General features: G+C 47.2%; 15 protein-coding genes. 6 read left to right on the top strand and 9 right to left on the bottom strand.

Features of this window, described 5'->3' with window-relative positions; all coding sequences use genetic code 11:
• Positions 1-2 precede the first annotated feature (2 nt).
• Positions 3-653, bottom strand: coding sequence for a 4'-phosphopantetheinyl transferase superfamily protein (locus tag GWO68_RS02015; RefSeq protein WP_162344731.1), 651 nt, complete (start codon positions 651-653; stop codon positions 3-5).
• Between the two features lie 85 nt (positions 654-738).
• On the opposite strand from GWO68_RS02015, the gene GWO68_RS02010 reads away from it, so the two are divergent.
• Genes GWO68_RS02010 through folB form a run of 3 tightly spaced genes read left to right on the top strand, consistent with a single transcriptional unit; the run spans position 739 to position 3,002 of the window.
• Positions 739-1,668 carry a WD40 repeat domain-containing protein gene (locus GWO68_RS02010; RefSeq protein ID WP_162344730.1) on the top strand — a complete coding sequence of 310 codons (930 nt, stop codon included), beginning with the start codon at positions 739-741 and terminating at the stop codon, positions 1,666-1,668.
• The gene (locus GWO68_RS02005) at positions 1,665-2,639 is read left to right on the top strand and encodes a DivIVA domain-containing protein (protein WP_162344729.1); all 975 of its coding nucleotides are present in this window, start codon (positions 1,665-1,667) and stop codon (positions 2,637-2,639) included. The genes GWO68_RS02010 and GWO68_RS02005 overlap by 4 nt, the downstream gene beginning before the upstream one ends.
• A gap of 6 nt (positions 2,640-2,645) precedes the next feature.
• A complete protein-coding gene (folB, locus tag GWO68_RS02000) occupies positions 2,646-3,002 on the top strand; it encodes a dihydroneopterin aldolase (protein ID WP_162344728.1) in 357 nt (118 codons plus the stop codon).
• Positions 3,003-3,719: 717 nt separating this feature from the next.
• Here folB and meaB read toward each other — a convergent pair.
• Positions 3,720-4,700 (bottom strand): methylmalonyl Co-A mutase-associated GTPase MeaB, encoded by a 981-nt coding sequence (gene meaB / locus GWO68_RS01995; RefSeq protein WP_162344727.1) that lies wholly within the window; start codon positions 4,698-4,700, stop codon positions 3,720-3,722.
• Positions 4,701-4,971: 271 nt separating this feature from the next.
• Between meaB and GWO68_RS01990 the strand changes: the two genes are divergently transcribed.
• Complete coding sequence (locus GWO68_RS01990; protein WP_162344726.1) at positions 4,972-6,372, top strand: DUF5723 family protein; 1,401 nt, start codon at positions 4,972-4,974, stop codon at positions 6,370-6,372.
• Positions 6,373-6,443: 71 nt separating this feature from the next.
• On the opposite strand, the gene GWO68_RS01985 is transcribed toward GWO68_RS01990, so the two are convergent.
• From GWO68_RS01985 to GWO68_RS01970, 4 genes are all read right to left on the bottom strand, one after another.
• Positions 6,444-7,568, bottom strand: coding sequence for a YncE family protein (locus tag GWO68_RS01985; protein ID WP_162344725.1), 1,125 nt, complete (start codon positions 7,566-7,568; stop codon positions 6,444-6,446).
• A 108-nt stretch (positions 7,569-7,676) separates the two neighbouring features.
• Positions 7,677-7,916, bottom strand: a complete 240-nt coding sequence (locus GWO68_RS01980) for a hypothetical protein (RefSeq protein ID WP_162344724.1) — start codon at positions 7,914-7,916, stop codon at positions 7,677-7,679.
• Positions 7,917-8,000: 84 nt separating this feature from the next.
• Positions 8,001-9,623 (bottom strand): alpha,alpha-trehalase TreF, encoded by a 1,623-nt coding sequence (gene treF / locus GWO68_RS01975; protein WP_162344723.1) that lies wholly within the window; start codon positions 9,621-9,623, stop codon positions 8,001-8,003.
• Between the two features lie 74 nt (positions 9,624-9,697).
• Positions 9,698-10,093: a hypothetical protein gene (locus GWO68_RS01970; protein ID WP_162344722.1), complete on the bottom strand. Its 396-nt coding sequence runs from the start codon at positions 10,091-10,093 to the stop codon at positions 9,698-9,700.
• Positions 10,094-10,281: 188 nt separating this feature from the next.
• On the opposite strand from GWO68_RS01970, the gene GWO68_RS01965 reads away from it, so the two are divergent.
• Complete coding sequence (locus GWO68_RS01965; RefSeq protein WP_162344721.1) at positions 10,282-11,067, top strand: hypothetical protein; 786 nt, start codon at positions 10,282-10,284, stop codon at positions 11,065-11,067.
• Here the strand turns inward: GWO68_RS01965 and GWO68_RS01960 are convergent.
• The gene (locus tag GWO68_RS01960) at positions 11,048-11,692 is read right to left on the bottom strand and encodes a metal-dependent hydrolase (protein ID WP_162344720.1); all 645 of its coding nucleotides are present in this window, start codon (positions 11,690-11,692) and stop codon (positions 11,048-11,050) included. The genes GWO68_RS01965 and GWO68_RS01960 overlap by 20 nt on opposite strands.
• Before the next feature lie 175 nt (positions 11,693-11,867).
• Here GWO68_RS01960 and GWO68_RS01955 point away from each other — a divergent pair, with 175 nt between their 5' ends.
• On the top strand, positions 11,868-12,422 hold the full coding sequence (locus tag GWO68_RS01955; protein ID WP_317164476.1) for an REP-associated tyrosine transposase: 555 nt from the start codon (positions 11,868-11,870) through the stop codon (positions 12,420-12,422).
• 209 nt (positions 12,423-12,631) lie between these two features.
• Here GWO68_RS01955 and scpA read toward each other — a convergent pair whose 3' ends face one another.
• Together scpA and GWO68_RS01945 are read right to left on the bottom strand one after the other, a co-directional pair.
• Complete coding sequence (gene scpA, locus GWO68_RS01950; RefSeq protein ID WP_162344815.1) at positions 12,632-14,770, bottom strand: methylmalonyl-CoA mutase; 2,139 nt, start codon at positions 14,768-14,770, stop codon at positions 12,632-12,634.
• Positions 14,771-14,829: 59 nt separating this feature from the next.
• Positions 14,830-16,662: a methylmalonyl-CoA mutase subunit beta gene (locus tag GWO68_RS01945; protein ID WP_162344718.1), complete on the bottom strand. Its 1,833-nt coding sequence runs from the start codon at positions 16,660-16,662 to the stop codon at positions 14,830-14,832.
• Between the last annotated feature and the right edge of the window lie 33 nt (positions 16,663-16,695).

Genomic DNA, 16,695 nt, shown 5'->3' with positions numbered 1-16,695 from the left:
GTTTATAGTTCGTTTGTAGAAGTATCGATGCAATAAGTAAGTACGTGTTCGTTTATAATCTCGTGCTGTACCTGATACAATTTAGAAAAATTATCCGTCTGCACACGTCCTAAAAGCAAATTTTCAGTTTCAGGATCGGGCTGCAGCAACAGGTTTTCCTTAAATATCAGTTTACGTTGGCTGTACATTTTGTACAATGTTTCTTTAGCGCTCCAGTACAAACAGGTTTTACCTTCTTCTCCGCAAGTATAGTTCTTCTCGTCTTCGCTCAAAAACTTGTTTGCCACACGCAACGCCTTCGGGCTCAGTAATTCAACATCTATGCCAACTTCATATTTATCAGAAACTATAACTGCTGCCAACCCCGGCGAGTGGCTGATGGAAACATGAAAAGGAGCCTGCTCAAACACCGGTCTGCCATGCGTATTCCGCTGAAGTACAGGTATATCAGAAGTAAACTGCTGTAGCAAACTGTAAACCAGCACACGACTGGCCAGCCACTCTTTCTGCCGCCGCGGGTGGGCTTGCTCCAGCATCAGGTCAGGAGAAATTCCGGTGGGCAGGGCAAGCAAAAGCTCCTCGGCACGTTCTGTAATAGACCAGGCTCCAAGTATAGTATGCTCGTTTAGTTGCCGTGAGAAGAGTAGGGGCATAAGTGAAAGTATAGCCGGCGCTTTTTGTGGGGCTGCCGGGTAAATCGTAAATTTAGGTAAAATTTAACTTACGCTGATTTCATCCATGGCGAGCAAGGTACAAGTTCAGAAAATGGCCACCCTAACCGGTCACCGCGACTGTGTTTATAGTTTGGAGCAATCCGGTTGCGAAACACATTTTTACTCCGCCGCCGGCGATGGCATGATCGTGCGCTGGGATTTTAACGACCCGGAAAATGGCGAACTGATTGCCCGTACCGAAAGCTCTGTTTATGCCATCAAATACATACCAGACCGCGACCTGCTGCTGGTGGGCCAGAACAACGACGGCCTGCACGTGATTGATGTGAAGCAGAAAGCTATAGTTAAGTCGGTGCCGTTGCCGAAGGTGCCTATTTTTGATATTGAATACGTAGCGGAACTTAATAAAATATATGTTGGCCTGAAAAATGGCGGCATAGCTATAGTTGCTGCCGATACCTTTGAACTGGAAACGATCGTTCGGAAATCGGAGAAGAGCGTGCGCAGCCTGGCTTACAATGCTAAAACCAACGAACTGGCAGCCGGCTACAGCGACCACTCGGTGCGCATTTTTGATGCCGTAACTATGGATCTGAAATTTGAGCTGCAGAACCATACCAATTCGGTGTTCTCTATAGTTTACTCTCCGGATGGCGAATTACTTTTAACCGGCGGCCGCGATGCACACCTCCGGGTTTGGGAAGCTACAAACAACTATAAAGAGCGTGGCTACGTGATCGCGCACATGTATACGATCAACAACATTACTTACAGCCCCGATGGCCGCTATTTTGCCACCTGCAGCATGGATAAAAGCATAAAACTGTGGGATGCCGAAACCTTTAAGTTGCTGAAAGTGATCGATAAAGTACGCAATGCCAGCCACGGCACATCGGTTAATAAATTATTTTGGTCGGCTCACAAGAATCAGTTAGTTTCGTGTAGCGATGACCGTACCATTTCGGTTTGGGATATAAATTTTGATGCATTATGAAGATTACACCGTTAGATATCAGGCAGAAAACGTTTGAGAAGGCTTTCAGAGGACTGGATAAGGATGAAGTAAATGCGTTTTTGCTGACGCTGTCGCAGCAGTGGGAGAAAATGCTGGATGAAAACAAGGACCTGCGCCTGAAGCTGGACGCTGCCAACCGCGAAACCCAGAAGCTGCGCGAAGTGGAATCATCGCTATACAAAACGCTTAAAACCGCTGAAGATACCGGCAACAACATACTGGAGCAGGCTACAAAATCAGCTGAGTTGCGTGCCCGTGAGGCCGAACTGCAAGCTAATGAACTGCTGAACAAAGCCCGCAACCAGGCCCGCCAGGCTCTGGAAGATGCAGCCCGCCAGACCGAGAAAATGGTATCTGAGATGCAGGAAGAAGTGAAAGGCCTGGAGCAGGAATACCAGCGCATGGAAGGCTACCTGGATACGCTTGTTCGTGACCTGAAGAACCTGGCAAACGATGCCCTGGAAAAAGTAGAGCGCACAAAAGCTAAACCAAAGAGTTCGGTAAACAGTATGCTTTCAAGAGCAGCTAACGTTACGATTGATAACACAGAGCTGCTGAAAACCTTGAAAGATATGGATATTACAACTGAAACTATACAACAGCAAATACCTGCATCTACGGCAGCAAACGCACCGATTGTAGTAGCTAATAATGGTAAAGAATACAACCCAATGGGCGACCCAGCACCAGATGTAACACAGCCACACCCGGAAATTCCGAACCCGGTTACACCTGTGCCAAACGTGCCATCACCGGAAATTGAGCCTGTAAAACCAGATTACCCGGGCCGCGTGCCAGCGCCGGACATCGAGAAACCAGTTCCAGAAATCAAGCCTGTGCAGCCGGAAAAACCTGAAATACAGCCTCCACTGACCGAGCCTTCGCGCAATGCTTATGCTGCGAATGGTGCAGCTGTAAAAACCGGTGGTTCTTTCTTCGACGAGATCTAAGAAGGTATGGGGCAGATTGCACTGGAGGGCATGGAATTCTTTGCTTTCCATGGTTTTTACGACGAGGAGCAGAAGATCGGCAACAAGTACGGCATCGACCTGACAATTAACACCGACCTGCGCCGCGCCGCCGAATCGGATGACCTGGACGAAACGGTAAACTACGAAGTGCTGTATGCGTTGGTGCTGGAAGAAATGAGAATACCAGCACGGCTGTTAGAGCATCTCGGACACCGCATCATAGATAAAGTGTATGATCGTTTCCCATTTGTACAGTCCGTGAAGGTGAGTGTATACAAGTTTAACCCGCCGCTCGGTGGTATTTGCAAATGGGCGAAGGTTACGCTGGAAGAATCTCGTTAAAACAAGAGATTTAAAAATACTTATTGATGCAGAGACAGCTGGTTAAGAAATGGGCCGGCTGTTTTTGTCTTGACCAGTGATTAAAGGGATTTTTTCAGATTTACAGGATTTGGGGTTTGGGGATTGGGTTTTAAACTATAGTTGTGGTTATAGTTTCATAGCTTCGGTTGGTCCAACCACCCCTAACCCCTCCTTATCCAAGGAGGGGAATTTAAGGCTACTACTGTAGTTGGACCTTATAGTTCCATAGTTACAGCCTGTGAGCGGACAGGTCGCGACCTGTCCCTACGGAACTATAACCATGAGTAAAGCCGATCTGCTTTAACGTAGAGCAATAAAGAAACTATAGTTAAGGCAGATGCTATCGAATATGATCTCAGTCTTTGGGTTGAGCGCCTTTGACTTGTTGCGGTGCCGTAGCCAATCCGAGGAACGAGGATAGCAAGAAGGCAGCAGCGCGATGCCCGAAGACGGGGCCTCCCGGCCCAGGAAGGAGCCAACGAAACTATAAAACTATAGGTGAGTAGAGCTCCCAGGATTGGTAGAAACTATAGGACAGCGGCTTATCTCAAGAAGTAAGCAAAGGCAACTATAGAACTATAGCAGTTTAGCAACTATAGTTCGAGATAGATTTCTCACTGTGTTCGAAATGACAATAAAGAAAAGGTCATAAAAGATGCCTCGTCCATCACTCGACAAAGCAACATAAGCATTATGTTACACTAACTTCAACAACTCATGTGCAGCGGCAAAAGCGGACTTTTGGCCATGCTTTACCTGCTCCGCTATAGTTGCAAGCTGGGCTTTTACCTGCTGGTGGGCATAAAAATTCTCTTCCAAACCTTCACGTATCGCTTCATACATCCACAGTAAATTCTGTTCGCGGCGCTTTTTCTCGAAGTAACCGTTCTTTTGGGTCAGTTTTAAATACTCAACTATAGTTTGCCAGATGGTGTCCAAGCCGGTTTGTTGTAAGGCGGAGCAGGTTGATACTTTAGGCAGCCAGCCGGAGGCGCTCATCGGGTAGAGGTGCAGGGCGTTCTGGTATTCGGCGCGGGCAAGTTTGGCTTTGTCGGCGTTGGTTCCGTCGGCTTTGGTGATGGCGATGGCATCGGCCATTTCCATAATGCCGCGTTTGATGCCTTGTAGTTCGTCGCCGGCGCCGGCCAGCATTAGCAACAGAAAAAAGTCCACCATGGCATGCACGGCCGTTTCGGATTGGCCTACGCCCACCGTCTCTACTATAATCGCATCAAAACCGGCAGCTTCGCACAGAATTATAGTTTCGCGGGTGGCTTTGGTTACCCCACCTAACGATTTGCCTGCCGGCGAAGGACGGATAAAAGCATTCGGGTTTACAGACAGCGACTCCATACGGGTTTTATCGCCTAAAATACTGCCGCCAGTGCGTTGGCTGGTGGGATCTATGGCTAAAACTGCCAGTTTTTTACCAGCCTGCTTTATTATATAGTTACCAAAGGCTTCAATAAACGTGCTTTTTCCTACGCCCGGCACGCCCGTAATTCCTATCCGTACTGCATTTCCGGAGTGGGGAAGCACGTTGGCAATGATTTCCTGGGCAAGGTCTTGATCCTGAGGCAGTTTACTTTCAACTATAGTTATGGCACGGCTCAGCAACACACGGTCCCCGCTCAGGATGCCGTTTACATAAGTGTCAGTAGAAAATCGTTTGGCCATAGTTTATAGTTTAAAGCTGCCGCCTTGCTACGCAAAGTTAACAGTTTGTACGGCTCCGCATAGTGGCTGTAACCCTGCTGCCGTAAAATGTTACTTCAACTATAATTTATAGGAACTATATTCTGATTTTCAGGAAAAAAACTGAACTTGCGCCCCGGTTTGTATGGTGCGCTATTTTAACAGGCTAAACTATAGTTAGTTGGGATGCTGCTACTTAGCCACAACATAAACCACATCTTCCTTTTAAATTAATTATTATCTGACCGTTTTTATGAAAAAGGTTCTTTTAGCGGCTGCAGCCCTATTGGTTGGGCAGGCAACGGCCATGGCGCAGTCTGAGAGCAGCAGTTACTCGGTGGTGAGCCGGGGCGGCGTACAGAACACGTTTGTGCACGATTACCAGGCAATTGGTGTAAACCCGGCTAACCTTGGCCGCAGCACATCACTGGTTTCGTTTACAGTTGCCGAATTTGGTGGGTTTTATAGTTCACAGGCCTTTACCCGACAAACCCTGAAAAGTGCGATCAAGTTTTCGTCGGAAACAACCCTGAGCCTGGAAGAACGCCAGAAACTGGCTCGTGCCTTTACCAGCGATAACGTGCTTAACCTGGGCGCCGATGTAAACACACTGGCCATATCAGTGAGCGTGCCAAAAATAGGCGGCTTTGCGGTAAGCAACAGGCAGCGTATGTTAGGGCATGTTGGCTTTAACAAGAACTTTTCAGAGCTGTTGTTTTTAGGGAAAGATGCTTCGGTGTTTAACGAAGTAGCGCCCGACGAGACCGTTTTAGTATCAGATCTATTTGATGGTTCTGAAGTAAAAATGTCGTGGGTAAATGAATGGAACCTGGCCTTCGGACGCAAAATAATTGACCTGCCATTGATCAATATTTACGGTGGGGCAGGGTATAAGTATCTGCAGGGCCTGGGCTTGTATGAGTTTAGTGCCAAAGGGGGCAAGGTAAAAGCTTACAATGCTTTTTCGCCGGTGCTGGATGCCAACTATGATGATTATCTGGATGATCCGAAATTTAACTACGACAGCGCCGATGGCTTACTGAACCCGGTGGGTCGTGGGCATGGTGTAGACTTAGGTTTATCTGCCGAGATCATTAAGATTGTAAAAGTAAGTGCTTCGGTTACAGACCTTGGTAGCATTAAATGGACCGAAAATCTGCTGGAAGGACAAGACAAAGGCTTTAAGTTAGAAGACCTGGCTGAGAATGGATCGGATGAGGATTTTTGGAAAGATGCCGGTAAAGTAGCCCGAACTATAGTTGACAGTGCCCTGGTATTTACCCCGGTAAGCGAAATGAAAGTAAACCTGCCAACCCGTTTCCGTTTTGGTGCTGGGGTTAAAATTGGCCAGCGCGTAGAAGTAGGTGTAGACTATGTAGCTCCGCTTAACAAAGCGCCAGGCAATTTAGCCGATGATTTTGTTGGCTTAGGCATCGATTTCTCCCCGGTTCCGGTTTTCCGTCTGAGCTCAGGCGTTTCGACAGGTGCAGGTGATAAACTGAATATCCCTTTTGGTTTTGCCATTACTTCGCCGGTGTATGAGTTTGGTATTGGTATGCGCGACGTAACAGCACCTTTCACTAAAAGCAACCCGGGCGCTTCGTTTGCCATGGGCTTCCTAAGGTTTAAAATTGGCAAGCCGCAGTTGCTATAAACTATAGTTATGAAACAAAAAGGCCAGCCTCATTACAGGGCTGGCCTTTTTGTTTTTATAGTTGCTGTGTTTTACCTTCTGATATCCTGTGCAAAGTTTGGTAAACCTAAGTCGCTTTTGCGGCCTAGCAATTTTAGGCCATTGTCTTTGTAGGTTACGGCTTTGCCTTTTGCATTAGGGTTATAGATTACGCCTAAGTATAAATTGTCTTTACGGGCTACATAAATCCGGCCATCGGGGCCAAGCTGCAGTGCCCCTATAGTTGGGCTGCCAGAGGTTGCTACCACCGTACCGGACTTAATAATTGCCTCCGGGTTGCCGGCCCTCAGGTCGAACTGCACGATTTGTCCTTTGCCAGTTTTTTTATTGTTGGTGGTGCCATATAGTTTGCTGCCATCCGGCGAAAAAGCAATGCCATATGCTTCCGAAAATCCTTTGAAAAGTATAGGGTCTGATACTTTGCCTGTGCTTCTGTCAAACCGTAAAAGCTCAAAGTTACTGTCGTCGTTCCAGAGGGCTGCGGCCAGCCTGGTGCCATCCGGGGATGGTTTCAGGTAGCCAATGGCTTTACGGTTAAGTCCGCCATGTACCGTACCTACATTGCTAAGTATAGGCTGTGTGGCAACTCCCTCTTCCGAAACCAAGAAGGAAATATAAGCATTGCTGTTCCAGCGATGTGCTAATACCCACCAGTCCTTACCGTTGCTGTGCCTTACAGCAGTCAGCTTTTCGGTGGCAGGGGCGATCATAAATGTATTTTTAAACACCAGGTCGCCGTTACCTTCGTCCTTGCTCATGTCCAGTATACTATAGCGCAAGCCATCAGACTGTGCCTGTATATCGGTTGTAAAAATATAGTAAATGGTTTCAGAGCCCGGCTTCGGAACTATAAGCGCCGATTGAGTGGAGGAGTTTCCGCCCATCAGGCCATTGCCGTTGGGCATTACTTTGTGGTTACGGTTCCATACAGTGGTGCCGTTAGTGTAAAAAAGCAGGTTTCCGTTTTTATCTGATATGCTCGCGCTGCCTTCTTCTGTTACCAGCCTGCCATTACCTACTGCTACTGCTGAGTCGCTGTTAAACGTAATGCCGGCACTTTTCCCGAAGTACCAGTTATTCTGCTCGCCCTGCGCTTGTGCAGCTATAGTTGTGCAGCCAAGTATAAAAGCAATTGCCAGGTGTTTTAATCTGATCATGAGGTATGCGTTTTTTCCTATAACGCCATAGTTGCAAACGTAGTGCCAGATTATAACAACAAAAAAGGACAGGTATAAGCCCGTCCTTTTTGATTTCTGCTTTATAGTTTATTGTACACTATCACCGGCAGCGGCATTGTCGTCGCCAATGGTTTCATTCACATATTCTGTGGTATCATCGGCGGCTGTGCCGGGTTGGTCGCCGGAACCTTCTATACCTGTTTCCTGCGTATTACCAGTAGTGCTTTCAGGTGGCATATCACTGTTTTCGCCGGTTTCGCCACACGATGCCAGTAACATTGAGCTTGTGATTAGCGCTGCTCCTATAACATTTATTCTCTGCTTCATAGCTTTCAGATTTTGTACATCTTATTACTACGAGCCTGAGCAGCATTTATTTACAGAAATCAGCTAAAATGAAAATGGCGATTCTTACTTCTCCTGTAACACTGCTCCTTTCTCTGTTAGCTTTAGCAAGGCCGGGTTTTCTAAAAGCAACTTCAGTAGCACACCATTTGTCCAGCCAAAGCCATCCTGGTTTGGGTATTCGCCTCCGCCTGCTTCCAGGGCAAGGTCGGTTACGTTATATTTTTCCATCAACTTGCCGGTAGCCAGGTATACGTCGTTGTTCAGTTGTACCCAGTTTGTAGCTATAGTTGCAGCTTTGTCGGTGTAGCCATAGTTGCGCAGAGCCTGTATCGTCATCCATTGCAGCGGGGCCCAGCCATTTGGGGCATCCCATTGCTGGCCACTCTGGTTCAGGGTAGTAACTACGCCACCGGGTTTTATAAACTCTGCTATTATCTTTTGCGCTACTGCTTTGGCCGGTTTGCGCTTTACCATATGAAAGTATAGTGGGTACACCGCAGCCAGCGTAGGGATGTTGGTGGTAGCTTTCGTTACAAAATTATAGTCGTAAAAAAAGTCCTGCTCATCGTTCCAGTTATAGGTCAGCATGGCATCGCGGCGGGCTTTGGCAAGCTTTTCATACTGGCGGGCTTCCTGTTTATTGCCTTCCAGCACAGCCATTTCCTGCAGCGTTAGTTCCATGTGGTAGAGCAGGGCGTTCAGGTCTACGGGTATAAGTTTGGTAGTTTGGATGGTGCTGATGTTTTTGCCGTCTGCAAACCAACGTGTGCTGAAGTCCCAACCCGATTCGGCAGCGGCTCTAATGTCGAGGTAAATTGCTTCGGGGTTTCTGCCCGAATGCTTAGCCATTTCTACATCCTCCAGGTAAGATTCCGGTCGCGGAGCTGGGTTATCGTCGTAGTAGCGGTTCAGTATACTTCCGTCGGGCAATAAAACTACACGGCGGTGCGTGGGGTTGGCTTCTGATAAATTAGAGGCTCCTTCCATCCAGAAAGCATATTCCTTTTTAAGGGCAGGCGCATATTTAAGCAACACCTCGCGACCTTTTTGCTGAGCCAGTATTCGGAGCATCAGCGCATAAAAAGGTGGCTGCGAACGGCTGAGGTAATAGGTGCGGTTACCGTTTGGTATATGACCAACCGTGTTTATCAGGTAAGTGAAATTATCGACCATCTGCTGGATAAGCTCCGTTTCGCCGCTGGCCTGTAAACCCAGCATGGTAAAAAAGCTATCCCAGTAATAAATCTCCCTGAACCTGCCACCAGGCACCACATACGCGTGTGGCAATGTAATTAAAGAGCCTCCGTTTGCGCCGGGTTGGCGTGTAAGTACAGGCCAGAGGCGCTCTATGTGCTGTGCAACCGAATAGCTATAGTTGGTAGCAAATGTTGTGTCGGGTGAGGCAGGTAGTTTAAAGTGTTGCAGCACAAATAGCTCCAGGTTAAAGTCCGGCTTACCTTTCTGCTGCTGATACGCCTGCTGAATCTGTTTCGGGTCAGAAAGCGGTACACAATCCGGGAAGGTTTTAGAGTCCGGGAAAACGCGTTGCAGCTGAACCTGCTCAAACAACTCGCCCAGGTCTTTTTCCGGACGATAGAACTGCTGCGCCTGGGCAGGCAACTGGGTAAGGGTAAAGGGCAAAACCAGTAAAAAGTATAGTTTCAGGATGTTACAGGTATGCTTCATGGCTTGCGCGTTATCAGAAGTATTACAAATAGTAAATTTCTGTTACGCAAACCGCAAGCAAACCGACAAGTATACTAACGGAACGGGTATTGCACAAACGACACCTGCCCCATGGCGTCTTTTTCATACCGGGCTACAACAAATTCCTTAAATCGTGCCTCAAAGTTTTCAGTGCCAGGTTGTAAAGTAGTAGGCGCAGGGCTACCTTTCAGGAAGAAGTACACTTTAGTGTTACCATACTTGGTGTGCGGCATATAGTCACCGTACTGGCGCATCTGTTGCCACAAGGTATCAGTTATAGTTACGGCATAAATCCTGACTACTGGGCCCGTATTGTTCTCGTTGCGGTAAAAACCTACTTCTTTAAAATCCCCTTCCAGGTCAGCAACACCGGGCTGCGAAAACGAGTCGTAAAGAAACCACCCGACAAGGGCTATAGCTATAATAAGGAGGATATGTTTTAACTTCATGGGTATGTAAGGGTTATAGTTACAAGGTACAGGGGTTTTAGCACAACAACCAACAGGCACGCTTATTTATAGTTGCTGCGCCAACACTATCTTTAGCAAAAAGAATATATACCTAAAAATGAGTATTGTATAATTGGAATATTAATGTGAACTTTGCTTATCAAAATAAAATCTAACAAAATAAAACGATGAAGTTAAACATTACCAGCAAGTTGCTGAGCCTGTTCGCGGTAGCAGCTCTTACGTTTACAGCCTGCGGCGACAAAGACGACGATGCGCAGCCAAATGCAAACCTTACGCCCTGCAAAATCACTGCCGTTTCAGATGACGAAGGCAGCTCTACAGCGTTTAGCTATAACACGGCAGGTTATATTACCAGCATTACGCAAGTAGAAATAGATGGCGAAGAAGAGTATGAGTACACCACAAACTATACCTACGATAGCAGTAACAAACTTGTAAAAGAAGAGTTTACTGAAAACGGTGAAGTTTACGGTTATATCACCTATGAATACTCTAACGGTATGGTTAGCAAATCAAAAGAGTATTATGATGGTGAGCTAAGCTACACAGCAACATTTACTTATGATGGCAGCAAAAGACTTAGCAAAATAACTGAGGTTACTTCGGACGAAGAAGAATATTCGATGACCTTTGCTTACAACAGCGCTGGCAACGTAACCCAGACCGAAGTAAAATACATGGGTCAGGTTTTCATGAGAACAAAGTATGAAAACTACGACAGCAAGCTAACGCCATATGCAGCTGCCAAAGGACCTCTTAACCTTTACGAAGGAACAGGTAACAACAACCCGGGTAAAGTAACTACAACGTACCTGTGGGGTGAGGAGCCGGAGGTTTATACATCAACTTACACGTATGTGTACAGCGACAAAAACCTGCCTACCAAGATCACGGAAACAGACGATGACGGTACACAGTACATCACCAACTTTACTTACCAGTGTAACTAAGCCAATAGCTTAATTTATAAACCCTGATTACCCTTAAAAGCGAGCTTCTTACGGAGCTCGTTTTTTTTGTGCCCTCTAAGTTACTTTTCCGTTTGTGGTTTTTAACATTTTGGCCAGTAATACATAAACTATAGTCGACATCCCTACCCAAACCAGTTCGCTTTTTGATTACCCGCCAGCCCCATTCGCTAAAAAAGTTACCTACCCCAATAGGCGAAACCTGTATCGGGCGCCATGGCAGAAAGTAACGGGTGTTATCGAAGGGGGCAAATACGGCCACTCCTAAACCTCCGTTGGTCAGGGCATCCAGCAAACTATGGGAGGCCGTGCAAAGCGTAAAAAAAAGTATGAATAGCAGCCCTTTCCTGGAGGTAAGTTTTATGTTTCTGTAAAAAAGTGCTGTAGCTATAACGCCAAGTATTCCTGCAAAAACCAGCGAGTGCGAAAATCCCCTGTGCCCTAGCATGTGCTCATACGGTACCCCGAATTTGAACATCACCACATCCGCATCCGGCACTATAGTACAAGCTATACCCAGCAGCCAGAATTTAGGTGAAGTATAGTTGCCAGAGTAGGTTTTACCTATAGTTAAAGCCGCCAGTGCGTGCGCGAAAGCTGATGCCATAGTTTGTAGTTTGGTGTTTGTGTGGATAAGGGTAAAGTTATTAAAACTTCTGGCGCGGAGCTTAGCTCCGTGACGAGTTATAAGCGCGAATCTGAGATTCGCTTTTATAGGCAGGCACGGAAGTAACTTCAGCGCCAGTGAAATAGAAAACTGTAACCCGGCTAACCTATTTTTCGTGCACATCGTCATGAGCAATAAGTTTAAAGCCAAAGAGCCAGATGGGGTTTACTTTGTTACAATATCGGTAATACAATGGGCAGATGTTCTAACCAGGCGAGAGTATCTTGAAATTATATGTGACAGCCTTGCTTACTGCCAAAAAGAAAAGCAGTTTACACTATATGCCTGGTGCATCATGACAAATCACCTGCACCTTATTTGCTCATCACCTTCATTAGCATATAAGATCAGGGATTTTAAGAAATATACTTCAAAAGAATTGTACAGAGCTATTCGAAATAATCCACAGGAAAGCAGAAAAAGTTGGTTACTATGGTTAATAAACTCAGCCGGAGAATTAAGTAGCAAACACGAAGAGTATAAGTTCTGGCAACCCGGATATCATCCAATTCTATTAGATAACAATCAAATGATTGAACAGAAACTAGAGTACCTGCATCAAAACCCTGTCAAAGCTGGTTTTGTAGAAGAACCGGAACATTGGTACTATAGTAGTGCCCGGGATTATGCAGGGCAGAAGGGAAGGTTAGAAGTTGTGTGGCTTGTATAAAATAATTGTATCTGGCGCGGAAGTTACTTCCGTGCCTGTTTATAAATACGAATCTCAGATTCGCAAAAACGGCCTTAGCGAATCTGGAGATTCGCTTCTATAACTCGTCACGGAGCTAAGCTCCGCGCCAGAAATAAACAATAAAAAAGGCGCAGCTGAACTGAATCAACTGCGACTTTAAACTCTTTAAATCCTAAACTAACTAACTCCTAAACTCCTGAGATCAGCTTATCCAGGATATTCTGAGCAGCTACCGAGATTATAGTACCGGGACCAAACACGCCTGCAGCGCCGGCTTTAAACAGGAAGTCGTAATCCTGGGCTGGGATAACGCCGCCAACTATAACCAAAATGTCTTCGCGGCCTAACTTATGGAGCTCTTCTATCAGTTGGGGTACCAGCGTTTTGTGGCCCGCAGCTAGTGATGAAACACCTACCACATGCACATCGTTTTCGGCGGCTTGCATAGCTACTTCGGCTGGCGTTTGGAACAGTGGTCCTATGTCCACGTCGAAGCCAAGATCGGCAAAGGAAGTGGCAATTACTTTGGATCCGCGGTCGTGGCCGTCCTGGCCCATTTTGGCTACCATAATGCGTGGCCGGCGGCCTTCCATTTCTTCAAACTGATCAGCTAATTGCTTCGCGCGTTCAAAGTTTTCGTCGTCGGTTATTTCTGCTGAGTACACTCCTGATATGGCTCTGATTACTGCTTTGTGTCTGCCGTATACTTTCTCTAAGGCATCGGAAATCTCACCCAATGTAGCCCTATGGCGTGCTGCTGCAACGGCCAGGTCAAGTAAGTTGCCTTCGCCGGATTCTGCGGCATTTGTTAACGCCTGTAAAGCATTGGCCACAGCACCTGCATCTCTGGTCTCTTTTACACTTGCCAACCGGCGCAACTGCGCTTCACGAACGGCGGTGTTGTCGATGTCCAGAATCTCGATTTCCTGGATCTGGCTTGGTTGGTATTTGTTTACACCAACTATAATGTCTTTACCAGAGTCGATACGGGCTTGTTTGCGGGCTGCGGCTTCTTCGATGCGCATTTTCGGTAAGCCAGTCTCAATCGCTTTGGCCATACCGCCCAGCTCTTCCACTTCCTCAATCAGTGCCCAGGCTTTTTGTGCCAGCTCGTGCGTTAGCGCTTCTACATAATGAGAGCCACCCCACGGGTCTACTACTTTGGTAATGTTGGTTTCCTGCTGCAGGTAGATCTGTGTGTTACGGGCAATACGAGCCGAGAAATCGGTTGGTAACGCAATGGCTTCGTCGAGCGCGTTGGTGTGCAAGCTTTGCGTACCGCCAAGGGCAGCGGCTAAGGCTTCTACGCAGGTACGAGTTACGTTATTGAACGGATCCTGCTCAGTTAAGCTCCAACCGGAAGTCTGACAATGTGTTCTTAACGCTAAAGATTTCGGATTCTTCGGGTTGAATTGCTTGATAAGCTTGGCCCACAGCATACGCGCGGCACGCATCTTGGCAATCTCCATAAAGTGGTTCATGCCAATTGCCCAGAAAAACGACAGTCGCGGTGCGAAATCATCAATGTCCATGCCTGCCTGCAATCCGGTGCGCACATATTCCAGGCCATCAGCCAGCGTATAAGCCAGCTCAATATCAGCGGTGGCGCCGGCCTCCTGCATGTGGTAACCCGAAATAGAAATAGAGTTGAAGCGCGGCATCTTTTTAGAAGTATAGGCAAAGATGTCGGCAATAATTTTCATGCTTGGCTCCGGCGGATAGATGTAGGTGTTGCGCACCATAAATTCCTTCAGGATGTCGTTCTGAATAGTACCACTCAACTGCTCTGGCTTCACGCCCTGCTCTTCGGCGGCAACAATATAAAACGCCATAATCGGCAAAACCGCCCCGTTCATCGTCATCGAAACCGACATCTCGTTCAGCGGAATCTGATCGAACAGGATCTTCATATCCTCTACGGAATCAATCGCTACACCAGCTTTGCCCACATCACCTACCACACGCGGGTGGTCCGAGTCGTAACCGCGGTGCGTGGCCAGGTCAAACGCTACCGAAAGGCCTTTTTGCCCACCCGCCAGGTTACGGCGGTAGAAGGCATTACTTTCTTCGGCAGTTGAGAAACCAGCGTACTGGCGAATGGTCCAGGGCTTTTGTACGTACATGGTGCTGTACGGCCCGCGTAGGTAAGGTGGCAAGCCGGCAGCAAAATCCAGGTGCTCAAAGCTGGCAGCATCCTCCGATGTATAAAAGCTCTTTACTTTTATCTGCTCCGGCGTTTTCCAAACCCTGGCATCAGCAGGGGCTTCGTGGCCGTTTGCTACCGCAGCAACTTTGTTTATATCTATCTTAGAAAAGTCAGGCTTCATCATTCAATTTTGATTTACTGAATAACTGTTTGTCATTCATTTATTCAGAATTCAGTCATTTACTTATCTCCGTGCAATTTTTTGTGTACGATCTCCAGGATGGTGCCCATGTCGCAGTCTTCGAAGATGAACTCGTCGTAACCGTTTGCGATCATTTCAGCTTTCATGTGCTGCGGGTCGTCGGCCAGAATTAAGGTTGGTTTGGCGTGGTGGTTACGGATGCGTGGACCAAATTCCTTCACATAGTTCGCTTCTGAAGATGATACAACCAGTATTTCTGCTGCTGTATGCTGTAGTTTATCAGATGCTTCTTCCACGGAACTATAGTTTTGCATTTCAGTCTCGAAGCCGGCACAACTGAAGAATTCTTTGGCAAACGTAGCATTTACCTGGCGCTGCTCACCGTTGCCTATAATGGCAACTATAGCTTTAGGCCGGCGCTGACGCTTGCGCAAATGCAGCTCGGTAGCCATACGCATTACTTCGGTTGGGTAGGCGGCACGGGTGGTATCAAAAGCTTCGCTCTGGATCAGTTCTTCCGGGTCAAAGTCTATTTTCTCTTTCGGGTTCGGGTATTTGTTTGTACCAACCAGTATCATGCTGCCTTTGGCAATGTCGCGGAACTTCTGGCGGCTAACTTCGGTGATGGAGCCAAGTATAAAACCACTTTCGTAGGCAGCTTCAAAACCACCTTTGCTTTCCACTTCTTTAAACAACTCCCATGCTTTGGTAGCCAACTGGTCTGTCAGCGACTCTAAATAATAGGAGCCGGCAGCAGGGTCGATGGCTTTATCCAGATAAGCTTCTTCTCTCAGAATAATAGAAACGTTGCGGGCAATGCGCTCCGAAAATTCATCTGATGCTTTAAATGTACTGTCGAACGGAGAAACAGTGAGCGAATCGGTGCCTGCCATTACTGCCGACATGGCCTCGGTGGTTACGCGCAGCATGTTCACGTAAGGGTCCAGGGTGGTTTGGTACCAACCCGATGTAGAGCTATGGATGCGTAGTTTGCCGGCAAGCGCTTTATCTGCGCTGTAGGCTTCTACTATAGTTGCCCATAACAAACGCAGGGCTCTTAACTTGGCAATCTCGAAAAAGTAATTGGTACCCGCCGCCATATGAAACTGCATGTTGCGCAGCACATCTTCCACGGTTTGCCCGGCATTGGTCAGGCGGTGTATATAGGCTACAGCGGCACTCAGGGTATACGCTATCTCCTGTACAGTTGTAGCACCAATGCTGCTGAAGTTGGTACCGTTAATGGTAATGCCATAAAACTCAGGGCTATCTTTGGTAAGTTCCAGTAATTCTACAATGGCTTTGTTCTCGTCCCTGGTAAGTTCGCCTTTAGCCGTCATGGGTTCATACTTTATAAAACCACATAGCTTTTGCGGCGACACATTGTTTGCGCCAAGTTTACCATAAAGCCTGTTTGGGAAATGGTCGAGCTTGTTGGGTAAAGTATAGCTTACAGTATGCTTGTTCAGGTCTATTTTGCTAAGCAGGTATACGATATCAAAAAGCTCGGGCTGCGGAAGTATAAAATGAATGCCGTCAGCGCCCCGGGTCAGGGCATCGGCGGCTTTATCTATAGCAGGTTTTCCGTTGCCTTCTACTTTTATTTCCTGTATGTTAAGCCATGTATTTGCAGCAGTTCTGGTACCCCGTGTAAACGGGTAGTTGCCCGGTTTTTGCCGGGTAGCAGGCAGTTGGTCCAGGTCTTGCCTGGTATAGTAGGGTTTAATGTCGATGCCTTCGTAGGTGTGCCAGGTAAGCTGCTCCAATGGGGTGTCGCGCAGGTCTTTGCGGGCGCGTTCTTCCCAGTCGGTTGCCGTGGCAGGAGTAAATTCTGAGAATAGCTTCTGAGTATGTTTGTTCTCGTCCGTCATCTTAGGTAGAGGTATAATTTGATGTAAAGATAT

It is taken from the genome of Pontibacter fetidus, from assembly GCF_010119545.1.
Lineage (GTDB): Bacteria > Bacteroidota > Bacteroidia > Cytophagales > Hymenobacteraceae > Pontibacter > Pontibacter fetidus.
The sequence above is the reverse complement of the archived record's forward strand: the minus strand, read 5'-3'. Positions and strand labels throughout refer to the sequence as shown.

Excerpts from the sequence above, each read along its gene's own strand:
- GWO68_RS01960 (WP_162344720.1), bottom strand. The coding sequence starts at position 11,692 with ATGGCATCAGCTTTCGCGCACGCACTGGCGGCTTTAACTATAGGTAAA.
- GWO68_RS01970 (WP_162344722.1), bottom strand. The coding sequence starts at position 10,093 with ATGAAGTTAAAACATATCCTCCTTATTATAGCTATAGCCCTTGTCGGG.
- GWO68_RS02005 (WP_162344729.1), top strand. The coding sequence starts at position 1,665 with ATGAAGATTACACCGTTAGATATCAGGCAGAAAACGTTTGAGAAGGCT.
- treF (WP_162344723.1), bottom strand. The coding sequence starts at position 9,623 with ATGAAGCATACCTGTAACATCCTGAAACTATACTTTTTACTGGTTTTG.
- GWO68_RS01985 (WP_162344725.1), bottom strand. The coding sequence starts at position 7,568 with ATGATCAGATTAAAACACCTGGCAATTGCTTTTATACTTGGCTGCACA.
- scpA (WP_162344815.1), bottom strand. The coding sequence starts at position 14,770 with ATGAAGCCTGACTTTTCTAAGATAGATATAAACAAAGTTGCTGCGGTA.
- GWO68_RS01980 (WP_162344724.1), bottom strand. The coding sequence starts at position 7,916 with ATGAAGCAGAGAATAAATGTTATAGGAGCAGCGCTAATCACAAGCTCA.
- GWO68_RS02010 (WP_162344730.1), top strand. The coding sequence starts at position 739 with ATGGCGAGCAAGGTACAAGTTCAGAAAATGGCCACCCTAACCGGTCAC.
- GWO68_RS02015 (WP_162344731.1), bottom strand. The coding sequence starts at position 653 with ATGCCCCTACTCTTCTCACGGCAACTAAACGAGCATACTATACTTGGA.
- GWO68_RS01965 (WP_162344721.1), top strand. The coding sequence starts at position 10,282 with ATGAAGTTAAACATTACCAGCAAGTTGCTGAGCCTGTTCGCGGTAGCA.
- meaB (WP_162344727.1), bottom strand. The coding sequence starts at position 4,700 with ATGGCCAAACGATTTTCTACTGACACTTATGTAAACGGCATCCTGAGC.
- GWO68_RS01945 (WP_162344718.1), bottom strand. The coding sequence starts at position 16,662 with ATGACGGACGAGAACAAACATACTCAGAAGCTATTCTCAGAATTTACT.
- folB (WP_162344728.1), top strand. The coding sequence starts at position 2,646 with ATGGGGCAGATTGCACTGGAGGGCATGGAATTCTTTGCTTTCCATGGT.
- GWO68_RS01990 (WP_162344726.1), top strand. The coding sequence starts at position 4,972 with ATGAAAAAGGTTCTTTTAGCGGCTGCAGCCCTATTGGTTGGGCAGGCA.